This is a genomic window from Tenacibaculum sp. SZ-18, assembly GCF_002813915.1.
Classification (GTDB): Bacteria; Bacteroidota; Bacteroidia; order Flavobacteriales; family Flavobacteriaceae; genus Polaribacter.
The window spans coordinates 3,187,020-3,213,855 of sequence record NZ_CP019335.1; the positions used below are offsets into that span (position 1 = coordinate 3,187,020).

Sequence of the window (26,836 nt, forward strand, 5' to 3'; positions counted from 1 at the left end):
ATTATTTTATAATTTCCAACTTTTGAATTGCATTATTATTATTAGGATTTAAGGTTAACGATTTTTTGAAGTTTTCTTTTGCTTTTTCCTTATTTCCAACAAACAAATATGCTTCAGCCAAGCTATCAAAAAGATTAGCTGAATCAGAGTACAACAAGGTGGCAAACGAAAATACCTTTATAGCTTTAGTTGATGTTTTTGGATTGTAAAGAAGCTGCAAACCAAGATTATTTAATTTCCATTCTTCTGGTCTGTATTCTGGATTTTTCTTCAATATTGAATGATAAAGCTTTTCAAGCTCTCTATAATTGTTCTTCTTTGATAACTCATTAAAATCTGAAAAAGTAAATACGTTCTGCTTTGCCTCTTTTACTTGTTCTTTTGTGACTATATTTTTTGGGATTCTATTTTTCTCAGGTTTATTTTCTAAAAATTGAAAAGCTTGAGAATCATTCTTCAAAAAGGCATTTAAAAAGTTCAGCGTGTAATCAGCCACCAATTTATATGATTCCATAATCTCTTTATCTGATTTATCTTGACGAGTATCTCGTTTATGAAATAAAACGCCCAAAGTACTGAAGTAAGCGTGTGAAAGATTATGAAACTTAAATCTATACGCTTTACTCTTAAAAATATCATCAAAAAAATCGAATGTTTCATCTAGCTTTGGATCAATTTTATCTTCTTTTAATACTTGCTCAGGCACTTTTTTCTGAGACATATGGATAAAGGGCACATCAAAGTTTTCTAAATTAAAAGAAGGTGATTTTTTTAAAGCTCTGTAGTTGTATTTTATAGTTCCATCTAAACTAACCATTGCTTTTATAGTTCCATTTCGCATTTTAGAAATAATATCAGATAATCCTCCAAAACTAAAAGACAAAGTACCTATTTTTTCCTTTTCAACATAAGGCAACTTTGAAACTTCAGCAATTAAGAATTCAATATCTCTAGCTTGAGCTTCAGTATTTTTCTCGATACTGCCAGTGAATAATTTATTATCTGCTCCTTTACTAGGACTAGAAATAACAACATAACCATGACTAGCTAAATACTCACAAATAGCGAAATTTTCGATAGAGGATGCTTTAAAACTTGGAGCATAAACTATAGCAGGAAATTTATTTGTACTAGGTTTGATGTTTTTCTGAGCAAAGGCTACCTCTTTAAGATGCTTTTGGTTTGATATTGTGTTCTGATAATAAAACCAATTTAAGATTTGTTCGTCTGGTAAATACTCCCATTCTTCTTCAGTTTTCAAAATAGACATATAATCTAAAACTGAAATTTTTTCAGCTTTTTGGATGCTAGCTTCAGAAGGATACCAAATACTAATATGCATCGGACGAATAATTTTTTTGGAGTTCCAGTCATAAACTTTTTGGTAAGTTCTCGTAGCATCATGGGTGAGATAATGTGTAAAGCCAACATTATAATTTCCATGTGTTAAACCAATTTCTAGAAGAGAGGTTTGAGATCTACCTGAATAAAAGAAAGTAAAAGTATAAAATACTACTAAAAAGAGACGCATAATAAGTTAGTTTACTCAAAAGACAAATCATATTTGTAAATGTTACAAGTCGAGTTATAATAACTGGGAATACTATCCATTACAAATAGAACTAATATTACTTTTACAGAAAGGTATAGATCTAATTATTAACCTAGTTTTCGATAGGTAAAAAACGTAATAATTCGTAAATTTACGGAACTGTCTTTTTAAACATTTTGTTATGGAAAATTTAGATGCTGCAAGACTTCAAATGGCATTCACGCTAATTTTTCATATTGTATTTGCTTGTATTGGAATGGTGATGCCTTTTTTTATGGTTGTGTCTCATAAAAAGTGGCTCAATACAGGAAATCCAGTATATCTAAAACTTACCAAAGCCTGGCAAAAAGGTGTTGCCATTTTCTTTGTTACCGGAGCCGTTTCTGGAACTGCGTTATCTTTTGAATTGGGCTTATTATGGCCTGAATTTATGGAACATGCCGGACCTATAATTGGAATGCCGTTTTCGCTCGAAGGAGCTGCATTTTTTGTGGAGGCAATTGCACTCGGATTTTACTTATATGGCTGGAATAAAATTCCTCCTAAATTTCATTGGTTTACAGGAATTATAGTTGGAATTGCAGGTGTAGCTTCTGGTATACTTGTAGTTTCCGCAAATGGATGGATGAATGCTCCTTCTGGATTTGATTATGTAGATGGAAAATTCCTAAACATTGATCCCGTAAAAGCTCTATTGAATCCTGCTTGGTTCACTCAAGCTTTACATATGGTTTTAGCTGCCTTTACAGCAACAGGATTTGCAGTTGCTGGAATTCATGCTTTTCAAATACTTAGAAATAAACAAAAAGAATTGCATCAAAAGGCGTTTAAAATTGCCATAACCTTTGGAGCAATTGCTGCAATTTTACAACCTATTAGTGGTGATATTTCTGCCAAAGATGTTGCTCAACGCCAACCCGTAAAATTAGCCGCTATGGAAGCTCATTATGAAACTTCTAAAGGTGTTCCTTTATATATTGGAGGAATTGTAGATCAAGAAAAGAAAGAAGTTAACTACAAAATAGAAATTCCAAATGCACTTTCCTTTTTGGCTTTTGGTGATTTTAATGCAGAAGTAAAAGGATTAAATGATTTTCCAAAAGATGATATTCCGAATGTAGCTATTGTTCACTATGCCTTTCAAATTATGGTAGGAATTGGTGGACTATTAATGCTTGCTGGTATTTTCTTTTTCTTCTCAAACTGGAAAAAGAAACATTGGTTTGATAAGAAATTCTTTTGGAAAGTATTTGCATTTTTAGCACCTGCTGGTTTTATAGCTTTAGAAGCAGGATGGATTGTTACAGAAGTTGGGCGACAACCGTGGATTATTCACAAAATAATGAGAACCAAAGATGCTGTTACTCCTATGCCTGGAATCGTATACAGCTTTTATTTGTACGTTGTTTTATATACTATTCTGACAATTACGGTTGCTTGGTTACTACGTAGACAAATTAAATCGTTAAACTCAACTCCAATTTCTAGCTTATGATTTCAGTAGTTTTATTTTTTTTATTTTTCTCTTTACTGTTATATGTACTGTTAGGTGGAGCTGATTTCGGTGCTGGTATTCTAGAATTATTCTCTTCTGAAGACAATCAAAAAATTACTAAAAAGACGATTTATCGGGTTATGGGTCCAGTTTGGGAAGCGAACCACATTTGGGTTATTATTTTGATCGTAATTCTTTGGGTTGCCTTTCCGCTATACTATAAAGTGATGGTAACTTCTTTACATATTCCAATTACCTTAATGTTACTAGGAATTACTTTACGCGGTGTTGCTTTTGTGTTTCGACACTATGATGCCTACGTTGATGAATCTCAACGTGTATACAATTGGTTATTTCATGTTTCTAGTTTAATTACACCTATATTCTTAGGAATGATTTTCGGAGGAATGGTAAGTGGTAAAATTGTGTTGATTACTAAAGACGTTCCTCTTGATTTTGTAGAAGCTTATATTCATCCTTGGTTCAATATATTCTCTTTTTTAGTAGGCTTATTCTTTGCAAGCTTATGTACCTTTCTTTCTGCTGTTTTACTGATTGGTGAAGCAGATGAAGAAGGATATCCTGTTTATGTAAGGAAAGCTAAAATTGCAACGATCATTGTCGTAATTTTAGGATTCATTACAATTGCCTACGGTTATGTTATGAGCATACAATTTGTTCACGGAATTACTAGCCATAATGTTAGTATTGGATTAATTTTAGTTTCTGCAGCATTTTTATATCCTTTATGGTATACTGTCAAAAAAGGAATTCGAATTGCCAGTAGAATTTTTGCAGGGATTCAAGTGCTATTAATTATTACAGTGGCTTTATATCCACATTATCCTAGTTTACTAATCACTAAAAACGGGACTTTAAGTTTATTAGAAAAAGTTGCACCAGAATCAGTGATTAATGTTTTAGGAATCTCACTATTGGTAGGGGGTTTATTAATTGTTCCAGGATTATTTCACTTATTGAAATCTTTTAAAATGATAAAGATTTTAGAGAAACAAACTCACTGATTTTATTGTTAAATATTAAAAATCTAAATCATTTTTTTATTTCTAACCGATTGTTTAGTTTTGTAGTGTATAAATTATTTATGTCTAGAAGAAAACAATACATAGAAGCTGAAGTTTTGGATAAAGCTATGAGACTATTTTGGAGAAATGGTTATGAAAATACTTCAATGCAAATGCTAGAGAAAGAGATGGGCATTAATAAGTTTTCTATCTATTCAAGTTTTGGTAGTAAGCATGGTGTTTTTTTAAAAAGTTTAGAAAGCTATAATCAAAAAACTAGAAGTATGTTCAATAAGCTAAAACAAGGTAAAGGTGGTATTGAAGATATTAAAACATTTTTCTACGACTCTGTAGATGTTTGTTATGTTGATGGAAATCATAAAGGATGTTTAATAACGAACACCTATAACGAGTTTTTTAATAAAAATGATGAGAGCATCAATGATTTAATTCATAAAATGATGAAAAATCTAAAACAAATTTTTGTTGAGAAACTTCAAGATTCATCCAAGGATGACGAAACTGTTCGCAAGCAAGCTAACTTTTTGCTTTTAGCAAAACACGGATTGGCTGCGGCAACAAGAGTAAATAACAGAGATGAAATTAAAGATTATATTGAAATGACCTTTAGAAATCTATAGTCATTTTTTTTAACCTATAACTAACCGACCGTTTAGAAATAAAATAAATATAAACTAATAATTATGAGTACTTTAAAAATTCACACAATTGAAACAGCTCCAGAAAAGAGTAAACCATTGTTAGAAGCATCATTGAAAGCATACGGAATGGTTCCTAGCTTACATGGTGTATTAGCTTCATCCCCAGAAACATTTGAAGCATATCAAAAATTACATGAGCTATTTTCTAATTCTTCATTTACCGCTGAAGAACTAACTGTTGTTTGGCAAGCTATAAATGTTGAGCACGAATGTAATTATTGTGTTCCTGCACATACGGCTATTGCGTATATGATGAAGGTAGATTCTATAATTAGTAATGCTTTGCGAAATTCAACAAAGTTACCTACAGAAAAACTAGAAGTTCTAAGAGATACAACTCTAAGTATCGTAAGAACTCGAGGTAATATTTCAGATGAAGAATTACAACGTTTTTATAACGTCGGTTATGGACAACAACAAGTTCTAGAAATTATCTTAGGATTAGCACAAAAAACTATTAGTAACTACACTAATCACATTGCACAAACACCTATTGATGCACCATTTAAACCTTTTACTTGGAGCAAAGCAACTGTATAAACAAACAAAAAGCCTTATCATAATCAACTTATGAAAAGGCTTTTCTTTTTCACATCCCTTTCCCCAATAAACTAATAGTAAGCATAGCAAGAATCGAACTCGCATCTTCAGGGTCGTAACCTAACGTTTTATCCGTTAAACTATATGCTTAAATATTATACTACTTTATCAGCACATGATGAACTCGCAAAAGCGTGGGGCTTAGCTTTAAATTCGAATCCCATCCCTAAAATATATCCCATAGCATCTTTTAAAGCGACATTTGATTGAAACTTGGCATCAGTATTAATGTCTGCGTGTACTTCCAAACTCACACTATGTTTATCTAGAATATTGCAAATTGCATATGCAACTTCTACCGACATTGTTACTTCCTTTAGCATACGTTCTTTAATACCAATTTGCTTAGTCCCTTTTAAATTTTTCATAAACATAAAACCTCCTTTTCCTTCTCTCAATACAACAACTGCCGTTGCATATTCAATATGAGATTTATAAGCTTGTGAATCTGATCCCACACATACTTTAAGTTTATATCCTTCACTTAATTCTCTTACAATCGCTTTTTCTACAATTTCTGTAATTGGTTCTTGAAAAATTTTACCACTAAAATTTCTCCAATTCTGATTAACACTTTTCATTTTTTCTTCTCTTAAAATTCTCTTTTTCTTGTGGAACAAATAGGATTCGAACCTATATCTTCGGTGCTTCAAACCGACGCATTGACCAACTTTGCTATTGTTCCGTTTTTGGGTGATTTCGGGGCTCGAACCCTATTCTTCTCATCCACAATGAGACGTTTTACCAGTTAAACTAAAACCACCATTTGTAAACCCGATAGGATTCGAACCTATACAACAAGAATCAAAATCTTGTATGCTAACCTTTACATCACAGGTTTATTAGTACAGGAAGAGAGATTCGAACTCTCAATATTCTGATTCTAAATCAGACGCGTATGCCACTTCCGCCATTCCTGCTTTTGTTGAGGCATTGGGATTCGAACCCAAGACTCCTGTATTAAAAGCACAGTACTCTGCCAACTGAGTTATACCTCATTTTAAATGACTTGGGAATTTTCTTTTTCTTTATTAGCCATGATAATTCATAAATTATCCCAAGTCATTAAACACACTCTCCTTTCTAAAATTTGTCTGGGAAGCAGGACTCGAACCTACAACCTCCTGCATCCAAAGCAGGTAAACAACCAATCGTTATCTTCCCAGTATTGCGGTTCATACGAGAATCGAACTCGTATCTCCCGAGAGACAGTCGGGAAGGTTAACCATTAACCACAATGAACCATTTGTACATCTACTAAGATTCGAACTTAGACTAAGAGATTAGAAAGCTCTAGTGCTATCCATTACTCTATAGATGTATTTTGCGGAGAATAAAGGAATCGAACCTTCACCATTATTTCATGGACTTAATTAGCAGTTTAGCGTAACAAACCAATATTTACCTATTCTCCAATTTTGTGGAAGTGGTAGGATTCGAACCTACACGCTTATTCAAGACCAGATTTTAACTCATAAATCTAAAATTACATAGCGTATTCGTTGAATTCGTAAACTCATTTCATTCTGGCGAGCCAACCAATTGCTCAACACTTCCTATTGTCAATGAACTTTGAAACAAGGATGAGATTGTCATACGATCTCATTGAGTTTCAATTTGGATTTCCATAATTTTCAAATCAATTTGAAATTATTTCAATCATTGAAACAAGGATGAGATTCGAACTCATAAAAAACGGAGTTGCAGTCCGCTGCCTTAACCTTTCAGCCACCTTGTTTTGTCGCAGAAGAAGTGGGATTCGAATCCACACGAGTCGTTAACTCCGAACGGTTTTAACTCGAATAATTCTAGATTCTTATGGACTCGTTGAATTCGTAAACTCATTTCAAAACCGCGGCCACCGCCAATTGGCTTGCTCTTCCTTAATTCTATTTCATAAAAAAAGCATCTCTTTTTAAGGAGACGCTTTTAATTTTATATGTATAAACTTTTTATTAGTTTATATCATCGTAATATATCTCCTTTAATAAAATGAATAGTCTATCTCCACATAACTGAAGACCAAATTCAGGATCACTACATCGGAACTGATTTGTTATACTATGATTTGAACATTGTTTCATTTTATACTGTTTTTATAAATGTCTTTTTTTATTTCGTTTTGACGTTGCAAATATGGAATGTATTTTTCAACTACACAAGAAAAAATTAATTTTATTTTATTGATTTTCAGGTACTTATATTGTTTTTAAGCAGTAGATTTCTTGTCCGTTTTTCAACAGATATTAAACATTTTCACAAAGGCCTGTCTCTCAATTGTTTTCAGTTTTTATCGCTTTATGTTATTTCTATTAGTTGAGCATTTCCTTTCTTAAATTTTTTTCATAAAAAAAGCGTCCAATTCAATTGGACGCTTTCATTTGTATATATTTCTTATCTAAATTTTATAAATCATACTTCAATATTGAATACGTAGCATCCTTTTCGCCAAATTCTCGGGCGAAAATCATAAGAACAAAGTCCTAACTGTTTACTATGTATTGCTGTGATATTCATTTTCAGCAACAAAACTAAGTTTTTTTTTCGATTTGTATAGTCTTTACATCTTTTGATAGCATCTATAAAGTGTTCAAATCCTTTTTTTTAACAAAAGTCAAACTGAAATACGCACTCTTTTTGCACATATCAAGTAAAATGTAAACTAAGATCAATTATGTACTTTAAATAGTTAAACATTTTTTAGTATATTCTTGGAATCCAAAACAAAAAGAAATCAGAGTATTTTGTAAACGCTTCAGATTACATCTCTTTTACATCAACTTACATTGAAATATGACAAAAAGAATACGTTTTACATTACTCTTCTTTAGAATATTCATTTTAGTAAATCAAAATTCTTTTGCTCAGCAAGAACTAACTTCTTTTGAGAAATTTCATAAAACCTCTGGAGATGTTTTAGTTGGATTACTTCCTGCTTTATCATTAACCTCAACTTTTATTTGGAAAGATGGACAAAAAGGAACTTGGCAATTTTCAAAGTCGTTAGTAAGTACAATCGCCATAACATGGGGATTAAAACTTTTGATAAATAAAGAACGTCCTAACAGAGAAAGTTTAAATAGCTTTCCATCAGGACATACATCAGTCTCTTTTGCTAGTGCTGCTTTTATTCAAAAAAGATATGGTTGGAAATATGGTGCCCTTGCATATGTACTTGCTGGATATGTTGGATTTTCTAGAATTGAAGCAAACAAACATGATGAGTGGGATGTTTTAGCCGGAACAATTATTGGAACAGGGATGAGTTACTTATTCACAAAACCTTTTGACAAAGAAAATAATATTAATGTTTCTTCTGGTTTTATGGATAACACGCCTACATTTAAAATTACTTATACTTTTTAAGGAACATTCATTATTTAACGTATTACATTGAATAAAAACCAAAAATACTTCTATTCAATCCAATTAAAAGATATATATTGATTTTCTTTTGATATTAAATCTAAAATGGAAAGTATATTAATTAATTCGAATGCTCATAACAAATCGTCCTTTTACAGGTTTTTTGAAGTTCTCACGGCATCAGTATTACTTTTATTAGCTTCTCCATTATTCATATTTGGATGTATATTAAGTTTAATTGACCTAAAAGAGAATCCCATTTATTCTCAAATCCGAGTCGGAAAACATAATCGCCTTTTCTTAATGTATAAAATTAAAACCATTGCTGACCACTCAATGGATCAAATCACATTAATCGGAAAAATTCTAAGAAAAAGTAAAATAGATGAAATCCCTCAACTTTTTAATGTAATCAAGGGTGATATGCACATCATTGGTCCAAGGCCAGAACAACCACAATATGTTGACGAATTTTTAAAAATAAATTCTAATTTTTCTTTAAGACACGAAATTAAGCCTGGAATTACAGGATGGGCGCAAGTTTGTTTACCAAAAGCTAAACCAAAAGATAATTTAGATAAATTAAAATATGACTTGTATTACGTTAATAATAGATCAATAAAATTTGATGCTATTATTATTTTAAAAACAATAAAAATTATCATTACGCTCAACAGTAATTAATAAGTAACAACAGATGAAAACCGTTTAAATTTATTCAAAACTAAACATTAATGAAAGTAGTATTCCTTGATAGGGATGGCGTTATAAATAAGGACAGTGGTTATGTTCATAAAAAAGAAGATTTTGTTTTTATTCAAGGAATTTTTGATAGTTGTAGAAGTTTAATAAGTAAAGGCTTTGAGCTTATTATAATTACTAATCAAAGTGGGATTGAAAGAGGGTATTATACAGTTGAGGATTTTTTGATTCTAAATGACTGGATGTTAAATGAGTTTGAGAAAGCGGATGTTAATATTTGTGATGTGTTTTTCTGTCCACATACCCCCCAAGATAATTGCAATTGTAGAAAACCCAAAACTGGAATGTTAGACAAAGCTGACCTAAAATATAATATTGAGAAAAGTAATTCCTGGGTAATTGGTGACAAGGAAACGGATATTGAAGCTGGTATTAATTTTGGAATTAACAATACTATATTAATAAATAGTAATCAAAATGTTCAGATAGAAAATAGTAAAGCTAAATTTATAATTCCTTCTATGAAGGATATAAATAAGATTTCTGAATTAAGAGTTGACAACTAAAACATGTACGAAAACTTTAACAATAAAACCGTTCTTATTACTGGAGGTGCTGGATTTATAGGTTCGAATCTTGCTTTTTTTTTACAAGAAAATTTCCCCAATTGCAAAATATTTATTTTTGATTCGTTCAGAAATAATGAAACTTTTGAGAATAACAATTTGAAAAGCTTCGGACACTACAAAAACCTGATTGGATTTACTGGGAATATTATATGTGGTGATATTTCAAACCAAGCTGACCTAAAAAAGTTAAATGACTATCATTTGGATTATATATTTCATTTAGCAGCTATTTCTGACACAAGAGTTTATAATCAAGAACTAATCATGAAAACTAATATTAATAGTTTTTATGATATTTTACATCTTGCAGAAATTAATAAGGCAAAGGTTGTTTATGCAAGTTCAGGAGCGACATATGGAAATTCTACAGCTCCGCAAAAAATAGGAGATGAAAACCCGAATACTCCTTATGGGTTTTCAAAATATGCAATGGATCAAATTGCCTCAAGCTTTGCGAAATCGAGTGACAATATTCAAATAATTGGATTGAAATATTTCAATGTCTATGGAGAAGGTGAATTCTTTAAAGACAAAACTTCTTCTATGATTCTCCAATTAGGTCATCAGATTTTATCCAAAAAATCTCCAAGACTGTTTTATAACTCTGATAAAATAATGAGAGATTTTGTGTATATAAAAGACGTAGTGCGTGCTAATATTTTAGCATGCAATCCCTCAAAAAGTGGTGTTTATAATATCGGAACTGGTATAAGCCGAAGTTTCTTAGATATTGTAAACATCTTACAAAATGAATTGGGCACAAAATTAGCTGTAGATTATTTTGAAAATCCATATAACAATTATCAAATGAATACACAGGCAGATATAAGTTTAAGCTTAAAATACTTGAACTATACGCCGGAATATAGTCTAGAAAAAGGAATTAAACAATATATTCCTTACATTAAAAAATCATTTAATTGGAATCATAAATAATGAAGAAAATCTTAGTAATAGGAGATATTATTATAGATAACTACCTTATAGGTTCTACAGAAAGAATATCACCTGAAGCACCAGTTCCAGTTGTGAAAATTGACAATGTCATCACCAATATTGGTGGAGCTGGAAACGTAGTAAATAATCTTTTAGCTTTTGGAACACATGCGGATATTTTAAGTGTTATTGGAGACGACGACGCTTTTGGTGAAGTCGAATCTTTATTTAAAAAGAATCATATCAGTTCAAAATTTTTATTCGTTGAAAAAGGAAGAGTACTAACCAAAAAGACTCGAATTCTTGCTTCTAACCAACAAATTGTTCGTTACGATAAAGAGGATAGTAAAGAGATTACAAAAGAAACATCGGAAGGGGTTTTCAATATTTATAAAAATATTATTGTAAACTACGATATTATCATAATATCCGATTACAACAAAGGACTACTAACAAAAGAGTTAACATTAAAACTCATAAACCTAGCTAATGATAAGAATATAAAAATTCTTGTAGACCCTAAAGGTTCGGATTATTCAAAGTATAAGGGAGCTTATCTACTAACTCCTAATAAAAAGGAAGCTAGTGATATTATAAATTTCGATATTAATAATGATACATTAGAAAATGCTACTTCTGTTTTAAAATCTAAATATAATCTTACCAAATCAGTTATTACACTTGGTAAAGATGGTATCGCACTTTTTGATGATCAATTAAAACTTTTTCCAACAAAAGCGAAAGAAGTTTACGATGTTACAGGAGCAGGTGATACTGTTATCGCTGCTATTGCTTATAAGCTAGCTAAAAACCTAACAATTGAAGAAGCAATTGAATTTGCAAACTTAGCAGCTGGAGTTGTGGTTGGCAAAATAGGTGTTGCAACAGCATCTTTGAGTGAAATTAATGCCTTTGTCCAGAATATCAAGAACAAAGAAGATTTAAAAATAATTCTGAAAAAACTAAAAGAGGAGAATAAAAAAATAGTTTTTACTAATGGATGTTTTGATATTTTACATTTAGGACATGTAAAATATTTAGAGCAAGCAAAGAAAATGGGTGATGTATTAATTATCGGAGTTAATTCTGATAGTTCTGTTAAAATACTTAAAGGAGAAAATAGACCAATTAACTCAGAATTGGATCGAGCTTATTTATTAAACTCGTTAAAATGTGTTGACTATACTATAGTTTTTAAAGAAGAAACTCCTTACGAACTCATAAAATTAATACAACCCGATATTTTAGTGAAAGGCGGTGATTACAAAATTGAAAATATTGTTGGAAATGACATTGCTAAATCTACAGTTGTTATAGATTATATTGAAGGAAAAAGTACTACTAACATAATAAACACAATAAAACAATAATGTTAGAAAACTTAGAGGAGCATATTAAAGTATTAAGAGAAACTGTGAGAGTTTATGAAGAAGAAATTACTAAAGTAGCCAATGAATGCTGCAGAAGATTAAAAAATGGAGGAAAAATATATTTAATAGGAAACGGTGGTAGCGCTGCTGATGCTCAGCATATGGCTGCTGAACTTGTTGGCTGTTTCAATAAAAAAAACAGAAAAGCTTTACCTGCAATTGCATTAACTACCGATACGTCTGTCATAACTTCTGTAAGTAACGATTTTACATATGATTATGTTTTTTCTAGACAAATTGAAGCCTTCGTTACTGAAAAAGATATAGTTATTGCAATTAGTACAAGTGGAAATAGCAAAAATATTGTAAACGCACTTATACAGGCAAAAAAAAAGAATTCATACATAGTTGGATTAAGCGGTAATAATGGAGGAGAAATGAATACTTATTGTGATAAAAATATTATTGTAAATTCTACAAAAACTCCAATTATTCAGGAAGTGCATTTATTTATAGAACATCGTATTTGTAATATTATTGATAATCAATTTTAGAACATGAGTCAACTAAAGAAAATTATTATTAAAAGCTACTTTAAAGTAATTAAACCTGGATCACCGGTATTTATAATGGGGCACATGAGATCTGGAAGTTCTTTGTTAGAACATATTCTATCTAGTAATTCTTCAATAATTGGCTCAGGAGAACAAGCTCGTATTTATGAATCTTCGTACGATTTTCAAAAATCAGAGTTTTTTTCAAGAGTCAACAATAAAACATTTCTAAGCAATTTCCCTTATTTTACAGATCAAGTTTTGCATAATCATCTTACTCCTAACTTGGACTTCCTTAAGAACACTAATGGGAAATATCTATTCCTAATAAGAGATCCACACGAAACACTTTCCAGTATGAAAAAACTTAAAAAAGCCTACAATGGAGTCTCTGAATATTTTGATTACATTTCTTATTATAAGGATAGAATTAAATATCTAATTAACTTTAGTAAAAAACTAGAATCACATCAACAAATATTCATCACGTACGAAGATATTGTGTCTAATACAGATGAAACACTGATTAAAATAAGTGAATTTTTAAAACTAAAGAAGCCTTTAACTCCTTTTTATAAACTCAAAAAAACTACTGGAGTTTTAGGGGATAGATCGGAAAATATAAGAAAGCAATTGATACAAAAAACTAAAAAGGAATTAGTTGAATTGGACAATCAAACTAAAGAAGATTTGTACGAATCATATAATGCTGCAATAGCTTACTTCAAAAAACTGTAATTAAATTTCATTTTCAGCCAACTTTTGCATTTCTGTATAAACATCTTCCACCTTTATCTGTTCCATACACAATATTTCATCATGAATACATTCGCGTAGCATACAATTTCCACATTCCAAATTTGAAGAATCAAAAAAGTAAGTATGTGCTCCTATTGGAGCCGAATTATCACTTCTTGTTGAACCTAACATTGTTAATGTAGGAATATAAGATAACCAAGAAAAATGCCCTAGACCAGAATCTTCTGTTAAAGTTAAATCACACATAAGAACAATACTATATGCCTGAGATACATTTGTTTTACCGACTAAATTAATAACCTTTTCTCCTCCTCTTCTTTGTATTTCCTCTGCTTTACTTTTTATTCTATCAATACCTAAAATTACAAATTGAGAATTTGGGTTGTTGTTAGACCATTTTTCAATTAAGGCAACATAATTATCAATTGACCAATTTCTTGTGACAAATGCACCTGCTGGATTTAACAATATAAGTTTGTTATTCTTTTTCCAACCATTATCTAATAATAATTGAATCATATTTGGATCCTTTGGATAATCTTTTGCAAATGAAAAATCCATTTGAGATGTTCCGAGTTGCAGTCTTTCAATTGCTTCTTTATACCTTTCAGAAGCAAGCTTTGGTGAAAAACGTTCTAGCTCCGTGAAAGCCTTTGGAAAAAAAGTCTTACGAATAAATCTGGAATAATGATTTCTTTGTAAATCAATAACAATATCATATCGTTTAAAGAGTAGTTTGAGTCGAACTTTTACAAAAGATAAAATTCTTGTCCATTTTGACTCTGATCTTTTTACAGTGTAAACACCTCTAAACATTTTCATCTTGAAAGGTAAATCAGAATATTGCTTTCTTACTATTAAATCGAATGAAGCTTCTGGATATCTTGACTTTAAATCTGAAATGTAAGGAAATGTAAAGAACACATCACCCAAGGCTTGATATCTTATTAAAAGTATTTTCTTAGGTGTTTTTTTGCTTTTCCAAGGTTTACTATAAAGTGATTCCTTACTCATCATTAAATATCGCTCTTAACATTATCTACTAAATCTCAAATATAACAAAGGAAATTATTGTAAGATAATGGATTCTTCAAATTTAAAATCAGGATAATATTTCTTAATATTATTTACAAGATTCTTAATTGGAGACTTTACATAACTATTAGCTGTCATGAATTTAATTCTTTCATTTTCAAGGTTTACCATGTAATTAATTACTAGGATTAGAAAACAAATCATACTTCCATAATTTGGCAGATTCTTTAAATATTTATTAATTCATTGCTTCTGGTAAGTGGATAATTTTTCTATTACTAAATGATAATAATACTTTTATTTCCTTCCTATTATCAAACAGAAAGGAACATATATTTTTAGATTTAATATGGTCATCAATTAGTTTACTGCTGAAATGCTTACTCCGCCTATTATGTTGTGCAACTGTAATAAATCCATTAAAAATATTCTAAAGTTGCCCTATTGATATATTAATTCAATTAGAGAATTTCTGATTTATTCTTTTTTACCAAAATCTTTGTTTTTAGAAAAACTAAATAAAAAAACAAGCTTGCGAATAATTAGCTAAACATTAATCATAAAAGGATTTGTAAATACTCTTTACAGAATCTTCCATTTTAAACCTTTCAATTCTTACTGGAACAAACGGATTATTTAAATGTTCTTTGATTTTATCCACTAGTTCTTCTGTTTTTTTACTATAGAAAAAATTACCCTCCATTTCCTCACTCTCTTCCACTTCAATTGTACTAACAACTTTACAACCGAGATATAAAGCTTCTTGTAATACTAAACCTGCACCTTCTGCTTTTGATGTATGCAAAAAAACTTTAGATGTATTCATATAATCAAATACTTCACCTAATGAAAGTCTTCCAGTGAAAGTTATATTATCTTCTAACTTATACTCCTTTATTTTTTTATCAAGTATTGATTTTTGATCAGCATTATTTCCGCAAATAACTGCTTTTATTTCAGGATAAGACTCTCTTAATAAAATAATAACATCCAAAAAATGATCATAATTTTTTATAACACCAAGATTTCCCACACCAATTACATCTATAAGTCTTTCATCTTTATTTAGTTCAGGGAATTTTTTTCTATCAAATGCTACATTAGTAATCTTGTGAATTAATATCTCATGGTTTTTATAGAAAATATCACGCTGTTGTTTAGACAACATTATTAACTTCTCAGGTGAAATTCGCAACAACGGAATAAACTTATTACTCTTTTGAACGTCCTGACCATGTAACCAAACTCTTAATTTTATGCCTAAAATCTTATTTAATAACACACCGACTAAAGAGGCTTCTCGATACCAAAAACATAAAACACCATCATAGTTATTTTTCTTATGCAAACGAACGCCATTGTAAACAGCTTTTAATATAAATGGAATTTGTCTTACTGGGGAAAGAAAATTACTACCAATAGCGTGAACACTTATATTACCTATTTTATATTCTACCTTTTCAAACGGATAAGCAATACTGATAACATCAACTACAATTTCTGTTTGTTCTGCAAACGCATAAGTAAACTGAGCTATAAAAGGAACTACAAAATCTTCCTCCAATTTTCTGGGAAAAATTGGTGTTATAAAAAGTAATCTTTTACTCATGTTTTATGTTTAACTTTTGGTTTTTCAAAACATATCTTTTGTTAGCATAATCGTTTATTGTATTGTTATGAGAAACTGCAACAATCGTTACTTTTTTTGAATCTGTAAGGGATTTTAAAAAGTTAAAGATCTTCTTCTCTAACCTATCATCTAGTTGATTGGTTGATTCATCTAACAAAAGGATTTCTGGTTTAAAGTACAAAGCTCTTGCTAATGCAATTCGTTGTTTTTGTCCACCTGATAATGTCTTACTTTCTATAAGTAATTCTGAGTTTAGTCTGTTAGGTAATGAAGCTAACCAATCTTCTAGATCCAACTCTTTAATCAGTTTATTTACATATTCAAGGTTTAGGGCTTCATTATTTAGCATGGTGATATTGTCTAAAACACTTCCCTGAAATAAAAATGGTTGTTGAGAAACATATCCTATAAAATTAAATATATTCTCATCTGAATATATATTTAAACCATCGAGTTCAATGGTACCATTAATTGGTTTCAACAAGCCTGCCATCACTTGAAGCAAAGTACTTTTACCTTCACCTGATTTACCAGAAATTGTAATAAAATCTCCCTTTTGAACAGTAAAATTTAATTCAGAAGCAAGCACATTTTTTCCATGACTAAAACTAATATTATTAAGTTTTAGATTTGATTCGAATTTTAATGGATTTATTTTTGTTTTTTCAGTAAACCTATAGTTACTCAATAAATCAACGCAACTTTTGTTTGATTTAATACTTACATAGGCATTTAATACTTTATTAAAAGACGGTAGAATTTTAATACTAATCCCAGCAAAAAAAGAAAGTAGTACAGAGACATTTACAACCTCACTACTAAACATGAAAAATATGATTACCACTGACAATCCTATAACTATAAAAATTTCAAAATAGCGGGAATTTGTTTGTTTAAATGTAGTTTGTAGCGCCAACTGTTCGTTATGCTCAATATTTGATGCCTCATATACATTTTGAAAATTCATTTCTGTTCTAGTTGATTTTATTTCAACAAAACCTTGAAGAATATTCGTTATGTTTTTTACATTCCTTTCATACAGCTTTACTATAATTTTATTGAAAAAGTTAAGTTTCCTTCTCTTTAACCACAACAAAACCACTACGAAGAAAAATAAAAAAAGTGAAGCCAATAAGGTAATTTTAGGTTTATATACCGCGGAAATTATAATAATAACTATCAAAATAATTAACTCCGAAAAAATAGTATAATACGAACTTAATATGTTGGTAGAGAATACTACTGGTAGCTGAAAAACATCTCTAAAAAAAGAACTTTTATCAGTTTTATTATAATTAGAAAAATTATCATAGATAAATTTCTTCATTAAGTTTCTAGAGATTTCCGAAGAAATACTATAAATAAACCTCGCTTGTTTTTTTATGATTAAGGTTTGAACTAAATTTTTTATGATGTAAAAACTTATTAAACTTAAGAGCAAAACTATTGTTAATACATTATTCAATTCTACATCAAAATATTCTACAAAAACAGTTTTGACTCTCTCCTTATCTAATAAAATCAGAATTACAGGAATCAATAATGCAAGAGATATAAAATCTAAAATTGTATTCACAAAAGAATAAGAAAAAAAGCCAGGTAATTTTTTTCTTTTCGAATTAGGAATTAGTTGATATGCTTTAAACAGAGTCTTTGTCATTACTAATTATAAATGCTTTTGTTCGCTAAAATTCTAGCTAATAATTTCATATTGTAACCAAGCATTTTGAATTTTCCATTGAGTAAAAAAAGCATTGAATTACCAAATATAGACCAAAGAAAAAAAGCTAGATTACGAATGCCAAATCTTTTAAATTTTAATAAAATATAATGCAATGCCGACACTCTATAATAGTATGCCTTTTCGTTTTTCACTCTATTTGTAGGTGCTTTATAATGTTTGACCTTTAACGTACTTAAAACAGTAACTTCACTATTCATAGACATCAACACATCATAATTGTCTCCAATTCCATTTTCATAAAAAGCTTCATCATAGGGTGAATTTTTAATTATTTCTGATCGAATTACGGCACACATTAAACTATATATAGGTGTTTTAAAAATTGGCAACTCATAATTAATCACTATTGGCCAACCAGATTTAGCTATTCGATTTCCCTTACCCAAATAAAACTTTACGAATTTTTGAACCAGTTTATTACTTGAAAAGTCCTTCATTTTTAGTTCCGTCCAAATAGACAATCCAAAAACATGATATACCAGAAGTTTAAAGAAAGTAATTTTCCTTTCCGAATATTTCCATTCCTCGTTTCTTTTTTCAACGACTAAACCACTTACAATATTTACATCCTTATTTTCATTCAAATACTTAATAAGTGATTCGATATAATTACCTGGAAGTTCCATATCATCATCACAAAGAAATATAAATTCCGATTTACTTTTTTCAATACCTATATTTCTTTGTAAGCATACAGATGGCTTTGAATGTATTACTAACAAGCGAGAAGAATTGTAGCTACCATGTAGATCTTCTTCACAAATATTATTATCACTGGAATCAACAACAATTACTTCTTTAGCCAGTATTGATTGATTATTTAAAGAAACTAATGTTCTTTTTAAAGATTCTAACCTATTTCTAGTGGGTATAACAACCGTTACATTGCTAAGAAGATCATTCATTCACTATTATTTATAAATTCGCATTCCAACTTGAGCTAAAATGGATCTTATTTTTGTTTTACCGTAAGAAACAACAGTATTTTTTCTTGAACTATTTACTTCATTTACTACATAACGAACCGCATAATCATAAAATTTTCTACTATAGGTTCGTTTGAAATCAATATCTCTATCTGTTGAAGTTTGCCATTCTGGTTTTTGTTTAATTTTTGTTTCAACCTCATTATACAATGAAGTTCCTTTTATTGGGTAAGCTATTGTTATTGTGAAATGCGTTGGGTTCGCATCTTTTAAATATTGAACCGTATTATTTATATCTGTCATATCTTCACCAGGATATCCTAACATGATAAATGTTCCTGTTTCAATTCCTAATGCATTTGTTTTTTGAATCGCAGACTTCACAACGTTTACATCTACTCTCCTATCCATTGCATCAATAATTTTTTGAGACCCACTCTCTGCACCAATCCATATTCTGTAACAACCTACTTCTTTTAATAACTCTAAAACCTCATCATTTAATCTTTCTGCTCTTGTAATACATTCAAACGGAATTATCGCATCTTGGGCTATTACCTCTTCATGAAAACTTTTTAACCATTTATGGCTTACTGTAAAAACATCATCAACAAACCAAATAGAATCTGGTTGATATTTTGTTTTCAATAATTTTAACTCTTCTGCAACTAAATTAGCTGGTCTTCTCCTATAACTTTGACCGTAAACTGCTGTACTACACCATTTACAAGTATAAGGGCAACCTCGCTGAGTACTTACAGTCATAGAACTTTTACCATGATACTCCTTCCAGGTTTCTAAATATTTATGAATAGGAATAGCATCACGATTAGGCAATGGTAAATCTTTTAGTTCTTTAATTTTTATTCTTGGAGGAGTTTTTTGAACCTTTCCTTCTTCATCTAAAAAAGCAATTCCTTTAATTTCATGATAATCCTTATTTTCAATAATAGCTAAAAACAACTCATGACTAGTTTGCTCACCTTCTCCAATAATCAAAAAATCGGCTCCTGCATTCAAATAATTTTCACTATTGTGTGTAACATCTGGTCCACCTAAAACAATAGCTGGATTACCATATTTAGGATTCGCCCTCAACTCTTTCATCAATTTAACAACATTAATCTTTGTCATTAAATTAGCATAAATCGCTACGATTTTTGGTTTATTTTCGAGTATGAATGATAGTTGTTCTTGATAAGAATAAAACGTAGAATCGTACACCTCATTTTTAAAATTATTCTTATTCAAATAACCAGAAAGATATAATAAACCTAAAGGAGCGTAAGGACGCATAATATTCTGCTCCTTTTCATCTTCAAAAATATAATATGCATGGGTTAAAATTACACTCATTCTTTCGTTAATTCAATTAAAAAATGATCTGAATACTTTGCAAAATAAGAACGTTTAATTCCTTGTTCAATGAATTTCAAAACTGACCATAAAATAGATTTAGTCAAAATAGAATTTTCTAAATACGAAGGTGGTACCGAAAAACCAACTGGTAAAATTTCAGTTATTTTAAATCCCTCAGGCAACATCAACTCAATATCACTAGGATTATAATACCATGTTGGCACTGATTCTCCTTCAACGTTTACTAATAGAGAATTAGCCGTACTTCTTCTTTTTGCTTTTTTTAAATTTCCTTTCACATAAAAGTAAATTTGTTCCCACAGACAGTTTTTAGGCATTAAAACCATAATTAATTTTCCTTTTGGTTTTAATATTTCAACACTATCATGAATTACAGATTTCAGATCTTGGTAATTAAGACAGTTGAGTCCTCCAAAATTGGAAAAAATAACATCAAAACCATTTTTAAATCTTTCTTGAGAAATATCTTTACTATTCAATACTTCAAAATGAAGGTTATCAAATGTGTTTTTAGATTGAGAAACGGCAATCATTCCTTCAGAAATATCTGTTGCGATAATTTTATGGCCTTTTTCTGCGAATGTAATTGCATCTTCTCCTGTTCCACAGTTTAATTCTAGTATATCTAGTGTTTTATTTTGATTAAAAATAAAGTCTAAACTACCATATAATTTTTTTCGCTGCTCAACACCAATTTTAGTATTGGTGAAAGTATTATCATAAGTAGCAGCCGCTATGTCGAAAAAACTATGCATTCGTGTTTTGTAATCTTTTTAATTGCCTAGCCTGGATAATGGATGTAATACTATAATACGGTAACAAACAAATTAATCGTAACTCACTTTTCTTAATAGAAAATGGAGATTTTATAATTTTCTTTAAAAAGCTAATACCTTGACTTTTTCTAAAGATTTTATGGGTATATCGTTGTAGTTTTTTATAAAACTTCGAGTTAAACGTTCCTTTAAACATCATTGCTAAATCATCAGAATCTGTCCAGTTCGCTTTCAATTTTAAATCTTCTTTCACCTTTTCATAAAAAGGTGTTTCAGGTAAAGGATATGAAACAGACACTCCAATATTATCTGGCAACAAATCCTGTATCATTTTAATCGTAAGATTGATATCTTCTTTTGTTTCATTTAAATATCCGTATTGGATAAAAAATGCAACTTTAACTCCTTTTTGTTTTAATAGTTTCGTAGCTTCTTCAATTTGTGCTATTGTAGTTCCCTTATCCATAGCATCAAGTATTTTTTGAGAACCACTTTCCGCACCAATCCAAACTTCGGTTAATCCACTTTCTGCTAAAGCATCAATGGTATCTTCCTTTAAAAGTAAATCAGCTCTACTTTGAATATAATATCGGATTTTTAAATCTTGATCCTTTAATAAGGAATTAAATTCTTGAACCCAATTTGGCTTTAAGCCAAAAATATCATCGCACATCCAGAACTTACTCACTCCATGAGTTTCTTTTAAAAACTTAATGTGTTTTACGATGTATTCAGGTGAATGAGAATTGTATCTGTTACCATAAATTGGTTTTGCACACCAATTACATTTAAATGGACAACCTCTAGTTGTTGCTATGTTTAGTGTAAACTCATTTCCTCCTTTTTTCCAAATGCTTTTATAAGCATTCATATTGATCAAATCCCATGCTGGCATCGGGAAATCGTCTAACTGTTTGTAAACAATTCTTTTTCCAGTTGTTATAAACTCTCCTTCCTCATTCTTGTAAACAACTCCTTTGATATTATATAAATCTTCATTATTTTCAATAGCCGTTACCATTTCCTTTAAAGTAATCTCACCCTCTCCTTGAATGATAAAATCCGCTCCTGCATTTAAATACTTTTCAGAGTGATCGGTAGCATCAGAACTACAAACTAATACCTTACATTTCCTTTTTTTCGCAAGTGCAATCATTTCAAACGCGGCTTCACGCATTTTTGTTAAACACATCTTTGTGAGATAATTAAAACCGTCATCATAGATTGCGAACACATTTGGTTTATTATCATCTAAAAATGCTTCGACAGAGTTAATGTTATTTAACAAACATGTATCAAATAAACTCACACTGTAACCATTTTCTCTTAACAAAGAAGCTGTATATATAGTCCCTAAAGGAGGAAATGGTGTTTGATTATTCCATTGTTTTTCATCAAACGGATAAAAATATGAATTTGCTAATGCTACTTTAAACATTTTCCGGTTCAAGTTTTATATAATATTTTTTTTCAATATTCTCGTATTTCTCATTTAATAAGTTTAGTACTTTCTTTTGAAAATTACTTGGGTGATGTTTTGACACATTCTCAGAAGATTTAAATGCTATTTCAAAATCTTCTTTAGATAAATGATTAAATTTATTATTCCATTTTTTGATAGTAATCTTCATGAAAAAGCGTTCCAACTTATTTCCTAACTTCTTATTTAGAACTTTCTCTATACTGTTTGAAAAAAAGTTTTTCGAAATATTTTTAGTGTTTTCTGAATCGATTTTGAAATTTGGATAATAATCATATACCCATTGATTATTTCTCACAAAATCATGAAACATGTCTTTTCCATATGTTGGAATTAAAGTTACTATTTCAGTTGCTGTAAATCTATTTTGCTCTTCAATTTCTAGATGACCAGAACTCATAAAATAATTCACACAGAAGTACTTTTTTGAATTTAGAAGAAAGATTTTTTTATAAAGAATTAACAATGTTCGAGCGATCCATAATCTGTTTTTATTTGTAATGATAAAAAAGTCTATATCGCTCTTATCTTCAAAGTATCCTTTTGATAATGAACCTGAAATACAAACGGAACTGATGTATGGGAACTTAGATATTAGCTTGGAAATCTCCCATGCTTTAGGCATAATCAAATTAGCTTCCTCATTCCCTTTTTTACGTCTTGCAATTAATTCATCATTGTTCGTTTCGGAATAAAATCCCTCGCTTTCTTGAATAACACCTTTTTCTTTTAAAACATTTAATTCTTCAAGTACTTTATCCTTTTCCTTTTTATTAGAAAAATAAAATATTTCGTCAGCAGTCAAAGGATATTTAAATATTGAAAAATATGAAATTACCTTTATTAAGTTGATCATTTATTTAGTTGTAAAAGGGTTTGTTTGTTTACTTCATCTCTTTGTTTATCGAAAAACCAACCCCATTTATTAAAATATTTTATTGCATTTCTAATATGATGAATCAACATTTTAGTACTTCGGTATGATTCTTTATTATAGCCATGGTAGACAAAAGTTTCAGAGAAAAAATAAGTTTTTGAAATTTTCCCAATTCTTCTCGTTAAATCTAAATCTTCAAAGTATAAGAAAAAGCGCTCATCAAAACCATTAACTTTTTCTAAAACACTAGTTTTAGCAAACATAAAACACCCTGAAATATAAGGAATTTCTATGTTACGATTATAACTAAAACTTCTTAACTCATAATTGTTGTTGTGTTTACTAGTGATTTTCTTACTAGGTAAAAACCTTCGAATCATTAAATTCTTTGGCTCAGGAATTAATTTACACAAGTATTGTAAATCTCCATTTGGGAACAATACTTTCGGGCTACACATTCCGATTTCAGGATTACTATTCATAAAACTTACCAGTGAACTTAAGGTTCCTTGGTTAAATCTGATATCTGGATTTAATATCACATGATAATCCGACCCAAGTTGAACTGATTTATTTATAGCAATATTATGTGCTCTGCCATATCCTAAGTTTTTATTATTGAACTTATAATCAACTCTATCAATATTTGAAAAATATTTAGCATTGCTTTCTTCCGAATTGTCTATTACAAACACCTGAATTTTTCCATTGTAAAACATTAAATCATTCAGTAACTCTTGTACTTGACTTATATTGTTGTAAATTACTATTGATGCAGTTAAGAAACTCAAGGTTGATTCAAATAAAAAACTAAGTTAGCGTGAATTTCTCTAAAATAAAAAACCTCTAGCCATATTTTGAAAACTAAGCTAGAGGTTATATTTATTTGTTTCTATAAAAGTAGTTTCTTTTTCTCGTTAATTTATAATTTATCATAATAAGACACTTTCTTCGATACTTTTACTAGTAAATTTTAATAGTAAACCTTAATATTAAGGAGATTTTTTTAAAATATTACTTATAAATTAGTTATGTAAATTTTCAAAAAAAAGAACATTAATACTAACTATGCAAAGAATTTTATATGGATCTTTAAATAATATCCCATCAAAATTATTTACATAGCTTTTTAGTAATTATTAGAATTGAATTTAAGGGATCTTTATAATGAAAAAGTTTATCAAATTAAATATCCATGAAAAATGAATTTAAATTAACGCAAATAAACGGGTTCTCCATCCTTTATTGTTTCTATTACCTTCAAATTCTCTAATTCAGAAGTCTTAATTTTTAATGGGTTTTTATCTAAAATGACAAAATCTGCAACTTTACCTTTCTCAATTGTACCTTTTGACGCTTCCTCAAAATGTTGGTATGCCGCCCAATCAGTAAGCGCTTTTAAACCGATATAAGCAGAAACTCTCTCATCAGGTCCAATTATATCACCACTTCTTGAAACTCGAGTTACTGTCGCCGAAAGAACACGTATTGAGCTCGGTAGTGCGACAGGAGCATCGTGATGAGAAGTGAATTTTAAGCCATATTTAAGTGCTGTATTTGTCGGAGATATTTTGTAAGCTCTTTCTTTACCTAGAACAGAATTAACATGCCAGTCACCCCAATAAAAGGTATGCATCGGGAAAAATGAAGGGAAGATCTTTTCTTTAGCAAAGCGTTCTACTTGATCTTCTCTTGCTGTTTGTGCATGAATTATTATAGTTCTTCTATCATTATTTCCAAACTCTTTATTTGCTCGAGTTACAGCTTTTAAATATTGATCAATAGCAGCATCACCATTACAATGAGACATAATCTGCCAATTATTTTGATATGCATCAGCTACATGTTTGTATGCTTCCTCATCACTCATACTTTCGTATCCGTGATAATCTTTCCCTTCTCCTTCCGGTGGTTTATGATATGCATGAGTCAACCATGCAGTTTTTCCTTGAGGTGAACCATCTAAGTTTAATTTTACACCACCTACTCTGTATTTGTTAATATATTTGTTTCCTTGATATTTACTTGTTGCAGCAACTCTGTTACTTAATATATCTGGATAAGAAACAATATCTAATATTAAAGAGTTGCTTTTCGAAGCGCGTTCCATAGCAGCTGTACCATCTGGTGTACTTCGACCCTCCTGAGCTGTAGTATAACCAAAGCTTGCATATAATTTTTGTCCTTTCACCAACATTTCGTCTTGTAACTCTGTGGTCATTTTAGGTAAAAACTTTGCTATTAAAACATTAAAGTGGGCGATTTCTTCTAGAACTCCATTAGGCTCATTGCTTCCTTCCATCCTCCGAATTTTTCCACCTTTTGGATCTTGAGTATTGGCATTGTAACCAACAAGTTCCAGTGCTTTTGAATTTACCACCGATAAATGGCCTGATTGATGAATAATAATTACGGGATATTCCTCAGAGATTTCATCTAGATCATTTTTAGTTGGGTACCTATCCAATTGTGAATCGTCATAACCAAAACCAATTACCCAGCCAGTTTTTTTAATAAAATCTGAATTTTTACTTATCCAATCTTTCAGTAATTTTTTAATATCTTCTACTGTATTTGCCTCTCCATCTGGGGCTGGTAAAAGATTCGCCGAAAGAGCTTGAAGGCCAACATTAAAAACATGACCATGCCCATCGATAAACCCAGGTAGCATAGTTTTTCCATTAAGATTATGTTCTTTAGCTTTGCCTTTAAAACGACTCATAGCATCCTTTTTAGCACCTGCAAAAATTATCTTGCCCTCTCTCTGGACTACTGACTCTACATATTCTGGTTTGTCACCTCTCATAGTAATGATATCTCCACCAAAATAAATAGTTTGATTTAGTTGGTAAGGTTTTGCAATTGGCTTTTCTTTTTGATCAGTTTTGCAAGCAACTGCCGAGGCAATAACTAACAACGATATCAGGATTTTTTTCATAATTTTCAATATTTAACTTGTTCTTATTTTACCCTTATTAACTGTAATAAAGTTTTTTACATATAAACTAATTGTTGAATTTAAAATGCTCTAGAATTTAATTGAGTTCAAAATAAAATCCCTTTTTAAAAACTAAAGCAAATCTAAAGGCTGTCTTACTTTTTAAGATAATTCATTTAAGTACATGAACACTATTTAACAAAACAACGAACTTGAGAAAGATAATAATTTGATTCAAAGCGTCTATGAAAAAAAATCATTCTATTTTTTTTAGTATAAATTATACTATCCTTATTAATGAAAGCAAATTGATAAACATAAATACAAAATTTTAGTTTTC

Annotated in this window: 24 protein-coding genes and 11 tRNA genes; 11 read left to right on the forward strand and 24 right to left on the reverse strand. The window is 30.0% G+C overall.

What is annotated here, in order from left to right; all coding sequences use genetic code 11:
• Nucleotide 1: 1 nt before the first annotated feature.
• Nucleotides 2-1,531 carry a dienelactone hydrolase family protein gene (locus BTO06_RS14345; RefSeq protein WP_100925968.1) on the reverse strand — a complete coding sequence of 510 codons (1,530 nt, stop codon included), beginning with the start codon at nucleotides 1,529-1,531 and terminating at the stop codon, nucleotides 2-4.
• 202 nt (nucleotides 1,532-1,733) lie between these two features.
• On the opposite strand from BTO06_RS14345, the gene BTO06_RS14350 reads away from it, so the two are divergent.
• From BTO06_RS14350 to BTO06_RS14365, 4 genes are all read left to right on the forward strand, one after another.
• Nucleotides 1,734-3,047: a cytochrome ubiquinol oxidase subunit I gene (locus BTO06_RS14350; RefSeq protein WP_100925969.1), complete on the forward strand. Its 1,314-nt coding sequence runs from the start codon at nucleotides 1,734-1,736 to the stop codon at nucleotides 3,045-3,047.
• Nucleotides 3,044-4,072 carry a cytochrome d ubiquinol oxidase subunit II gene (locus BTO06_RS14355; protein ID WP_100925970.1) on the forward strand — a complete coding sequence of 343 codons (1,029 nt, stop codon included), beginning with the start codon at nucleotides 3,044-3,046 and terminating at the stop codon, nucleotides 4,070-4,072. Before BTO06_RS14350 ends, BTO06_RS14355 begins: the two co-directional genes overlap by 4 nt.
• A gap of 80 nt (nucleotides 4,073-4,152) precedes the next feature.
• On the forward strand, nucleotides 4,153-4,713 hold the full coding sequence (locus BTO06_RS14360) for a TetR/AcrR family transcriptional regulator (protein ID WP_100925971.1): 561 nt from the start codon (nucleotides 4,153-4,155) through the stop codon (nucleotides 4,711-4,713).
• Nucleotides 4,714-4,776: 63 nt separating this feature from the next.
• Complete coding sequence (locus BTO06_RS14365) at nucleotides 4,777-5,334, forward strand: carboxymuconolactone decarboxylase family protein (protein ID WP_100925972.1); 558 nt, start codon at nucleotides 4,777-4,779, stop codon at nucleotides 5,332-5,334.
• 78 nt (nucleotides 5,335-5,412) lie between these two features.
• On the opposite strand, the gene BTO06_RS14370 is transcribed toward BTO06_RS14365, so the two are convergent.
• The 12 genes from BTO06_RS14370 to BTO06_RS14415 form a co-directional block, all read right to left on the reverse strand.
• A tRNA-Arg gene (locus BTO06_RS14370) sits at nucleotides 5,413-5,484 on the reverse strand.
• Nucleotides 5,485-5,489: 5 nt separating this feature from the next.
• On the reverse strand, nucleotides 5,490-5,975 hold the full coding sequence (locus tag BTO06_RS14375; RefSeq protein ID WP_100926804.1) for a ribonuclease H-like YkuK family protein: 486 nt from the start codon (nucleotides 5,973-5,975) through the stop codon (nucleotides 5,490-5,492).
• 31 nt (nucleotides 5,976-6,006) lie between these two features.
• Nucleotides 6,007-6,079: transfer RNA gene (locus BTO06_RS14380), tRNA-Phe, on the reverse strand.
• Between the two features lie 6 nt (nucleotides 6,080-6,085).
• Nucleotides 6,086-6,158, reverse strand: a tRNA-His gene (locus tag BTO06_RS14385).
• A 5-nt stretch (nucleotides 6,159-6,163) separates the two neighbouring features.
• A tRNA-Gln gene (locus BTO06_RS14390) sits at nucleotides 6,164-6,235 on the reverse strand.
• A 5-nt stretch (nucleotides 6,236-6,240) separates the two neighbouring features.
• Nucleotides 6,241-6,314: transfer RNA gene (locus BTO06_RS14395), tRNA-Leu, on the reverse strand.
• 5 nt (nucleotides 6,315-6,319) lie between these two features.
• Nucleotides 6,320-6,392 (reverse strand) — tRNA-Lys (locus BTO06_RS14400).
• 95 nt (nucleotides 6,393-6,487) lie between these two features.
• Nucleotides 6,488-6,560, reverse strand: a tRNA-Pro gene (locus BTO06_RS14405).
• Between the two features lie 5 nt (nucleotides 6,561-6,565).
• Nucleotides 6,566-6,638 (reverse strand) — tRNA-Asp (locus tag BTO06_RS18570).
• 5 nt (nucleotides 6,639-6,643) lie between these two features.
• Nucleotides 6,644-6,715, reverse strand: a tRNA-Arg gene (locus BTO06_RS14410).
• A 100-nt stretch (nucleotides 6,716-6,815) separates the two neighbouring features.
• A tRNA-OTHER gene (locus BTO06_RS18575) sits at nucleotides 6,816-6,951 on the reverse strand.
• 108 nt (nucleotides 6,952-7,059) lie between these two features.
• Nucleotides 7,060-7,132: transfer RNA gene (locus BTO06_RS14415), tRNA-Cys, on the reverse strand.
• Nucleotides 7,133-8,187: 1,055 nt separating this feature from the next.
• Here BTO06_RS14415 and BTO06_RS14420 point away from each other — a divergent pair.
• The 7 genes from BTO06_RS14420 to BTO06_RS14450 all read left to right on the forward strand — a co-directional run bounded on the left by BTO06_RS14420 (nucleotide 8,188) and on the right by BTO06_RS14450 (nucleotide 13,689).
• Entirely contained in the window at nucleotides 8,188-8,760 is a 573-nt protein-coding gene (locus tag BTO06_RS14420; RefSeq protein WP_100925973.1) for a phosphatase PAP2 family protein, read from the forward strand.
• A 105-nt stretch (nucleotides 8,761-8,865) separates the two neighbouring features.
• Entirely contained in the window at nucleotides 8,866-9,444 is a 579-nt protein-coding gene (locus BTO06_RS14425; protein ID WP_100925974.1) for a sugar transferase, read from the forward strand.
• A 50-nt stretch (nucleotides 9,445-9,494) separates the two neighbouring features.
• Nucleotides 9,495-10,028, forward strand: coding sequence for a D-glycero-beta-D-manno-heptose 1,7-bisphosphate 7-phosphatase (gmhB, locus tag BTO06_RS14430; protein WP_100925975.1), 534 nt, complete (start codon nucleotides 9,495-9,497; stop codon nucleotides 10,026-10,028).
• Between the two features lie 3 nt (nucleotides 10,029-10,031).
• Nucleotides 10,032-11,027 carry an ADP-glyceromanno-heptose 6-epimerase gene (rfaD, locus tag BTO06_RS14435; RefSeq protein ID WP_100925976.1) on the forward strand — a complete coding sequence of 332 codons (996 nt, stop codon included), beginning with the start codon at nucleotides 10,032-10,034 and terminating at the stop codon, nucleotides 11,025-11,027.
• Nucleotides 11,027-12,397, forward strand: coding sequence for a D-glycero-beta-D-manno-heptose-7-phosphate kinase (gene rfaE1 / locus BTO06_RS14440; protein WP_100925977.1), 1,371 nt, complete (start codon nucleotides 11,027-11,029; stop codon nucleotides 12,395-12,397). Before rfaD ends, rfaE1 begins: the two co-directional genes overlap by 1 nt.
• Nucleotides 12,397-12,951 carry a D-sedoheptulose-7-phosphate isomerase gene (locus BTO06_RS14445; RefSeq protein ID WP_100925978.1) on the forward strand — a complete coding sequence of 185 codons (555 nt, stop codon included), beginning with the start codon at nucleotides 12,397-12,399 and terminating at the stop codon, nucleotides 12,949-12,951. Before rfaE1 ends, BTO06_RS14445 begins: the two co-directional genes overlap by 1 nt.
• A gap of 3 nt (nucleotides 12,952-12,954) precedes the next feature.
• Complete coding sequence (locus tag BTO06_RS14450) at nucleotides 12,955-13,689, forward strand: sulfotransferase family protein (RefSeq protein WP_100925979.1); 735 nt, start codon at nucleotides 12,955-12,957, stop codon at nucleotides 13,687-13,689.
• On the opposite strand, the gene BTO06_RS14455 is transcribed toward BTO06_RS14450, so the two are convergent.
• The 11 genes from BTO06_RS14455 to BTO06_RS14500 all read right to left on the reverse strand — a co-directional run bounded on the left by BTO06_RS14455 (nucleotide 13,690) and on the right by BTO06_RS14500 (nucleotide 26,496).
• Entirely contained in the window at nucleotides 13,690-14,727 is a 1,038-nt protein-coding gene (locus BTO06_RS14455) for a glycosyltransferase family 9 protein (RefSeq protein ID WP_100925980.1), read from the reverse strand.
• Between the two features lie 51 nt (nucleotides 14,728-14,778).
• Nucleotides 14,779-14,949 carry a hypothetical protein gene (locus BTO06_RS18580; protein ID WP_157811872.1) on the reverse strand — a complete coding sequence of 57 codons (171 nt, stop codon included), beginning with the start codon at nucleotides 14,947-14,949 and terminating at the stop codon, nucleotides 14,779-14,781.
• 349 nt (nucleotides 14,950-15,298) lie between these two features.
• Nucleotides 15,299-16,354 (reverse strand): glycosyltransferase family 4 protein, encoded by a 1,056-nt coding sequence (locus BTO06_RS14460; RefSeq protein ID WP_100925981.1) that lies wholly within the window; start codon nucleotides 16,352-16,354, stop codon nucleotides 15,299-15,301.
• Entirely contained in the window at nucleotides 16,347-18,035 is a 1,689-nt protein-coding gene (locus tag BTO06_RS14465) for an ATP-binding cassette domain-containing protein (RefSeq protein ID WP_100925982.1), read from the reverse strand. The genes BTO06_RS14460 and BTO06_RS14465 overlap by 8 nt, the downstream gene beginning before the upstream one ends.
• Nucleotides 18,036-18,037: 2 nt before the next feature.
• Nucleotides 18,038-19,024, reverse strand: coding sequence for a glycosyltransferase family A protein (locus BTO06_RS14470; protein ID WP_100925983.1), 987 nt, complete (start codon nucleotides 19,022-19,024; stop codon nucleotides 18,038-18,040).
• A 6-nt stretch (nucleotides 19,025-19,030) separates the two neighbouring features.
• Complete coding sequence (locus tag BTO06_RS14475; RefSeq protein ID WP_100925984.1) at nucleotides 19,031-20,401, reverse strand: B12-binding domain-containing radical SAM protein; 1,371 nt, start codon at nucleotides 20,399-20,401, stop codon at nucleotides 19,031-19,033.
• A complete protein-coding gene (locus BTO06_RS14480) occupies nucleotides 20,398-21,180 on the reverse strand; it encodes a class I SAM-dependent methyltransferase (RefSeq protein WP_100925985.1) in 783 nt (260 codons plus the stop codon). Before BTO06_RS14480 ends, BTO06_RS14475 begins: the two co-directional genes overlap by 4 nt.
• On the reverse strand, nucleotides 21,173-22,639 hold the full coding sequence (locus BTO06_RS14485) for a B12-binding domain-containing radical SAM protein (protein ID WP_100925986.1): 1,467 nt from the start codon (nucleotides 22,637-22,639) through the stop codon (nucleotides 21,173-21,175). Before BTO06_RS14485 ends, BTO06_RS14480 begins: the two co-directional genes overlap by 8 nt.
• Nucleotides 22,632-23,537 carry a nucleotidyltransferase domain-containing protein gene (locus BTO06_RS14490; protein WP_232731470.1) on the reverse strand — a complete coding sequence of 302 codons (906 nt, stop codon included), beginning with the start codon at nucleotides 23,535-23,537 and terminating at the stop codon, nucleotides 22,632-22,634. The genes BTO06_RS14485 and BTO06_RS14490 overlap by 8 nt, the downstream gene beginning before the upstream one ends.
• Nucleotides 23,534-24,349, reverse strand: a complete 816-nt coding sequence (locus BTO06_RS14495) for a glycosyltransferase (protein WP_100925987.1) — start codon at nucleotides 24,347-24,349, stop codon at nucleotides 23,534-23,536. The genes BTO06_RS14490 and BTO06_RS14495 overlap by 4 nt, the downstream gene beginning before the upstream one ends.
• Nucleotides 24,350-24,771: 422 nt before the next feature.
• The gene (locus BTO06_RS14500; RefSeq protein ID WP_100925988.1) at nucleotides 24,772-26,496 is read right to left on the reverse strand and encodes an amidohydrolase; all 1,725 of its coding nucleotides are present in this window, start codon (nucleotides 26,494-26,496) and stop codon (nucleotides 24,772-24,774) included.
• Between the last annotated feature and the right edge of the window lie 340 nt (nucleotides 26,497-26,836).

Coding starts and splice junctions, on each gene's coding strand:
- BTO06_RS14355 (WP_100925970.1), top strand. CDS start 3,044: ATGATTTCAGTAGTTTTATTTTTTTTATTTTTCTCTTTACTGTTATAT.
- BTO06_RS14360 (WP_100925971.1), top strand. CDS start 4,153: ATGTCTAGAAGAAAACAATACATAGAAGCTGAAGTTTTGGATAAAGCT.
- rfaD (WP_100925976.1), top strand. CDS start 10,032: ATGTACGAAAACTTTAACAATAAAACCGTTCTTATTACTGGAGGTGCT.
- BTO06_RS14425 (WP_100925974.1), top strand. CDS start 8,866: ATGGAAAGTATATTAATTAATTCGAATGCTCATAACAAATCGTCCTTT.
- BTO06_RS14345 (WP_100925968.1), bottom strand. CDS start 1,531: ATGCGTCTCTTTTTAGTAGTATTTTATACTTTTACTTTCTTTTATTCA.
- BTO06_RS14450 (WP_100925979.1), top strand. CDS start 12,955: ATGAGTCAACTAAAGAAAATTATTATTAAAAGCTACTTTAAAGTAATT.
- BTO06_RS14350 (WP_100925969.1), top strand. CDS start 1,734: ATGGAAAATTTAGATGCTGCAAGACTTCAAATGGCATTCACGCTAATT.
- BTO06_RS14475 (WP_100925984.1), bottom strand. CDS start 20,401: ATGAGTGTAATTTTAACCCATGCATATTATATTTTTGAAGATGAAAAG.
- BTO06_RS14420 (WP_100925973.1), top strand. CDS start 8,188: ATGACAAAAAGAATACGTTTTACATTACTCTTCTTTAGAATATTCATT.
- BTO06_RS14455 (WP_100925980.1), bottom strand. CDS start 14,727: ATGATGAGTAAGGAATCACTTTATAGTAAACCTTGGAAAAGCAAAAAA.
- gmhB (WP_100925975.1), top strand. CDS start 9,495: ATGAAAGTAGTATTCCTTGATAGGGATGGCGTTATAAATAAGGACAGT.
- rfaE1 (WP_100925977.1), top strand. CDS start 11,027: ATGAAGAAAATCTTAGTAATAGGAGATATTATTATAGATAACTACCTT.
- BTO06_RS14375 (WP_100926804.1), bottom strand. CDS start 5,975: ATGAAAAGTGTTAATCAGAATTGGAGAAATTTTAGTGGTAAAATTTTT.
- BTO06_RS18580 (WP_157811872.1), bottom strand. CDS start 14,949: ATGATTTGTTTTCTAATCCTAGTAATTAATTACATGGTAAACCTTGAA.
- BTO06_RS14365 (WP_100925972.1), top strand. CDS start 4,777: ATGAGTACTTTAAAAATTCACACAATTGAAACAGCTCCAGAAAAGAGT.
- BTO06_RS14460 (WP_100925981.1), bottom strand. CDS start 16,354: ATGAGTAAAAGATTACTTTTTATAACACCAATTTTTCCCAGAAAATTG.
- BTO06_RS14490 (WP_232731470.1), bottom strand. CDS start 23,537: ATGATCAACTTAATAAAGGTAATTTCATATTTTTCAATATTTAAATAT.
- BTO06_RS14470 (WP_100925983.1), bottom strand. CDS start 19,024: ATGAATGATCTTCTTAGCAATGTAACGGTTGTTATACCCACTAGAAAT.
- BTO06_RS14485 (WP_100925986.1), bottom strand. CDS start 22,639: ATGTTTAAAGTAGCATTAGCAAATTCATATTTTTATCCGTTTGATGAA.
- BTO06_RS14500 (WP_100925988.1), bottom strand. CDS start 26,496: ATGAAAAAAATCCTGATATCGTTGTTAGTTATTGCCTCGGCAGTTGCT.
- BTO06_RS14480 (WP_100925985.1), bottom strand. CDS start 21,180: ATGCATAGTTTTTTCGACATAGCGGCTGCTACTTATGATAATACTTTC.
- BTO06_RS14465 (WP_100925982.1), bottom strand. CDS start 18,035: ATGACAAAGACTCTGTTTAAAGCATATCAACTAATTCCTAATTCGAAA.
- BTO06_RS14445 (WP_100925978.1), top strand. CDS start 12,397: ATGTTAGAAAACTTAGAGGAGCATATTAAAGTATTAAGAGAAACTGTG.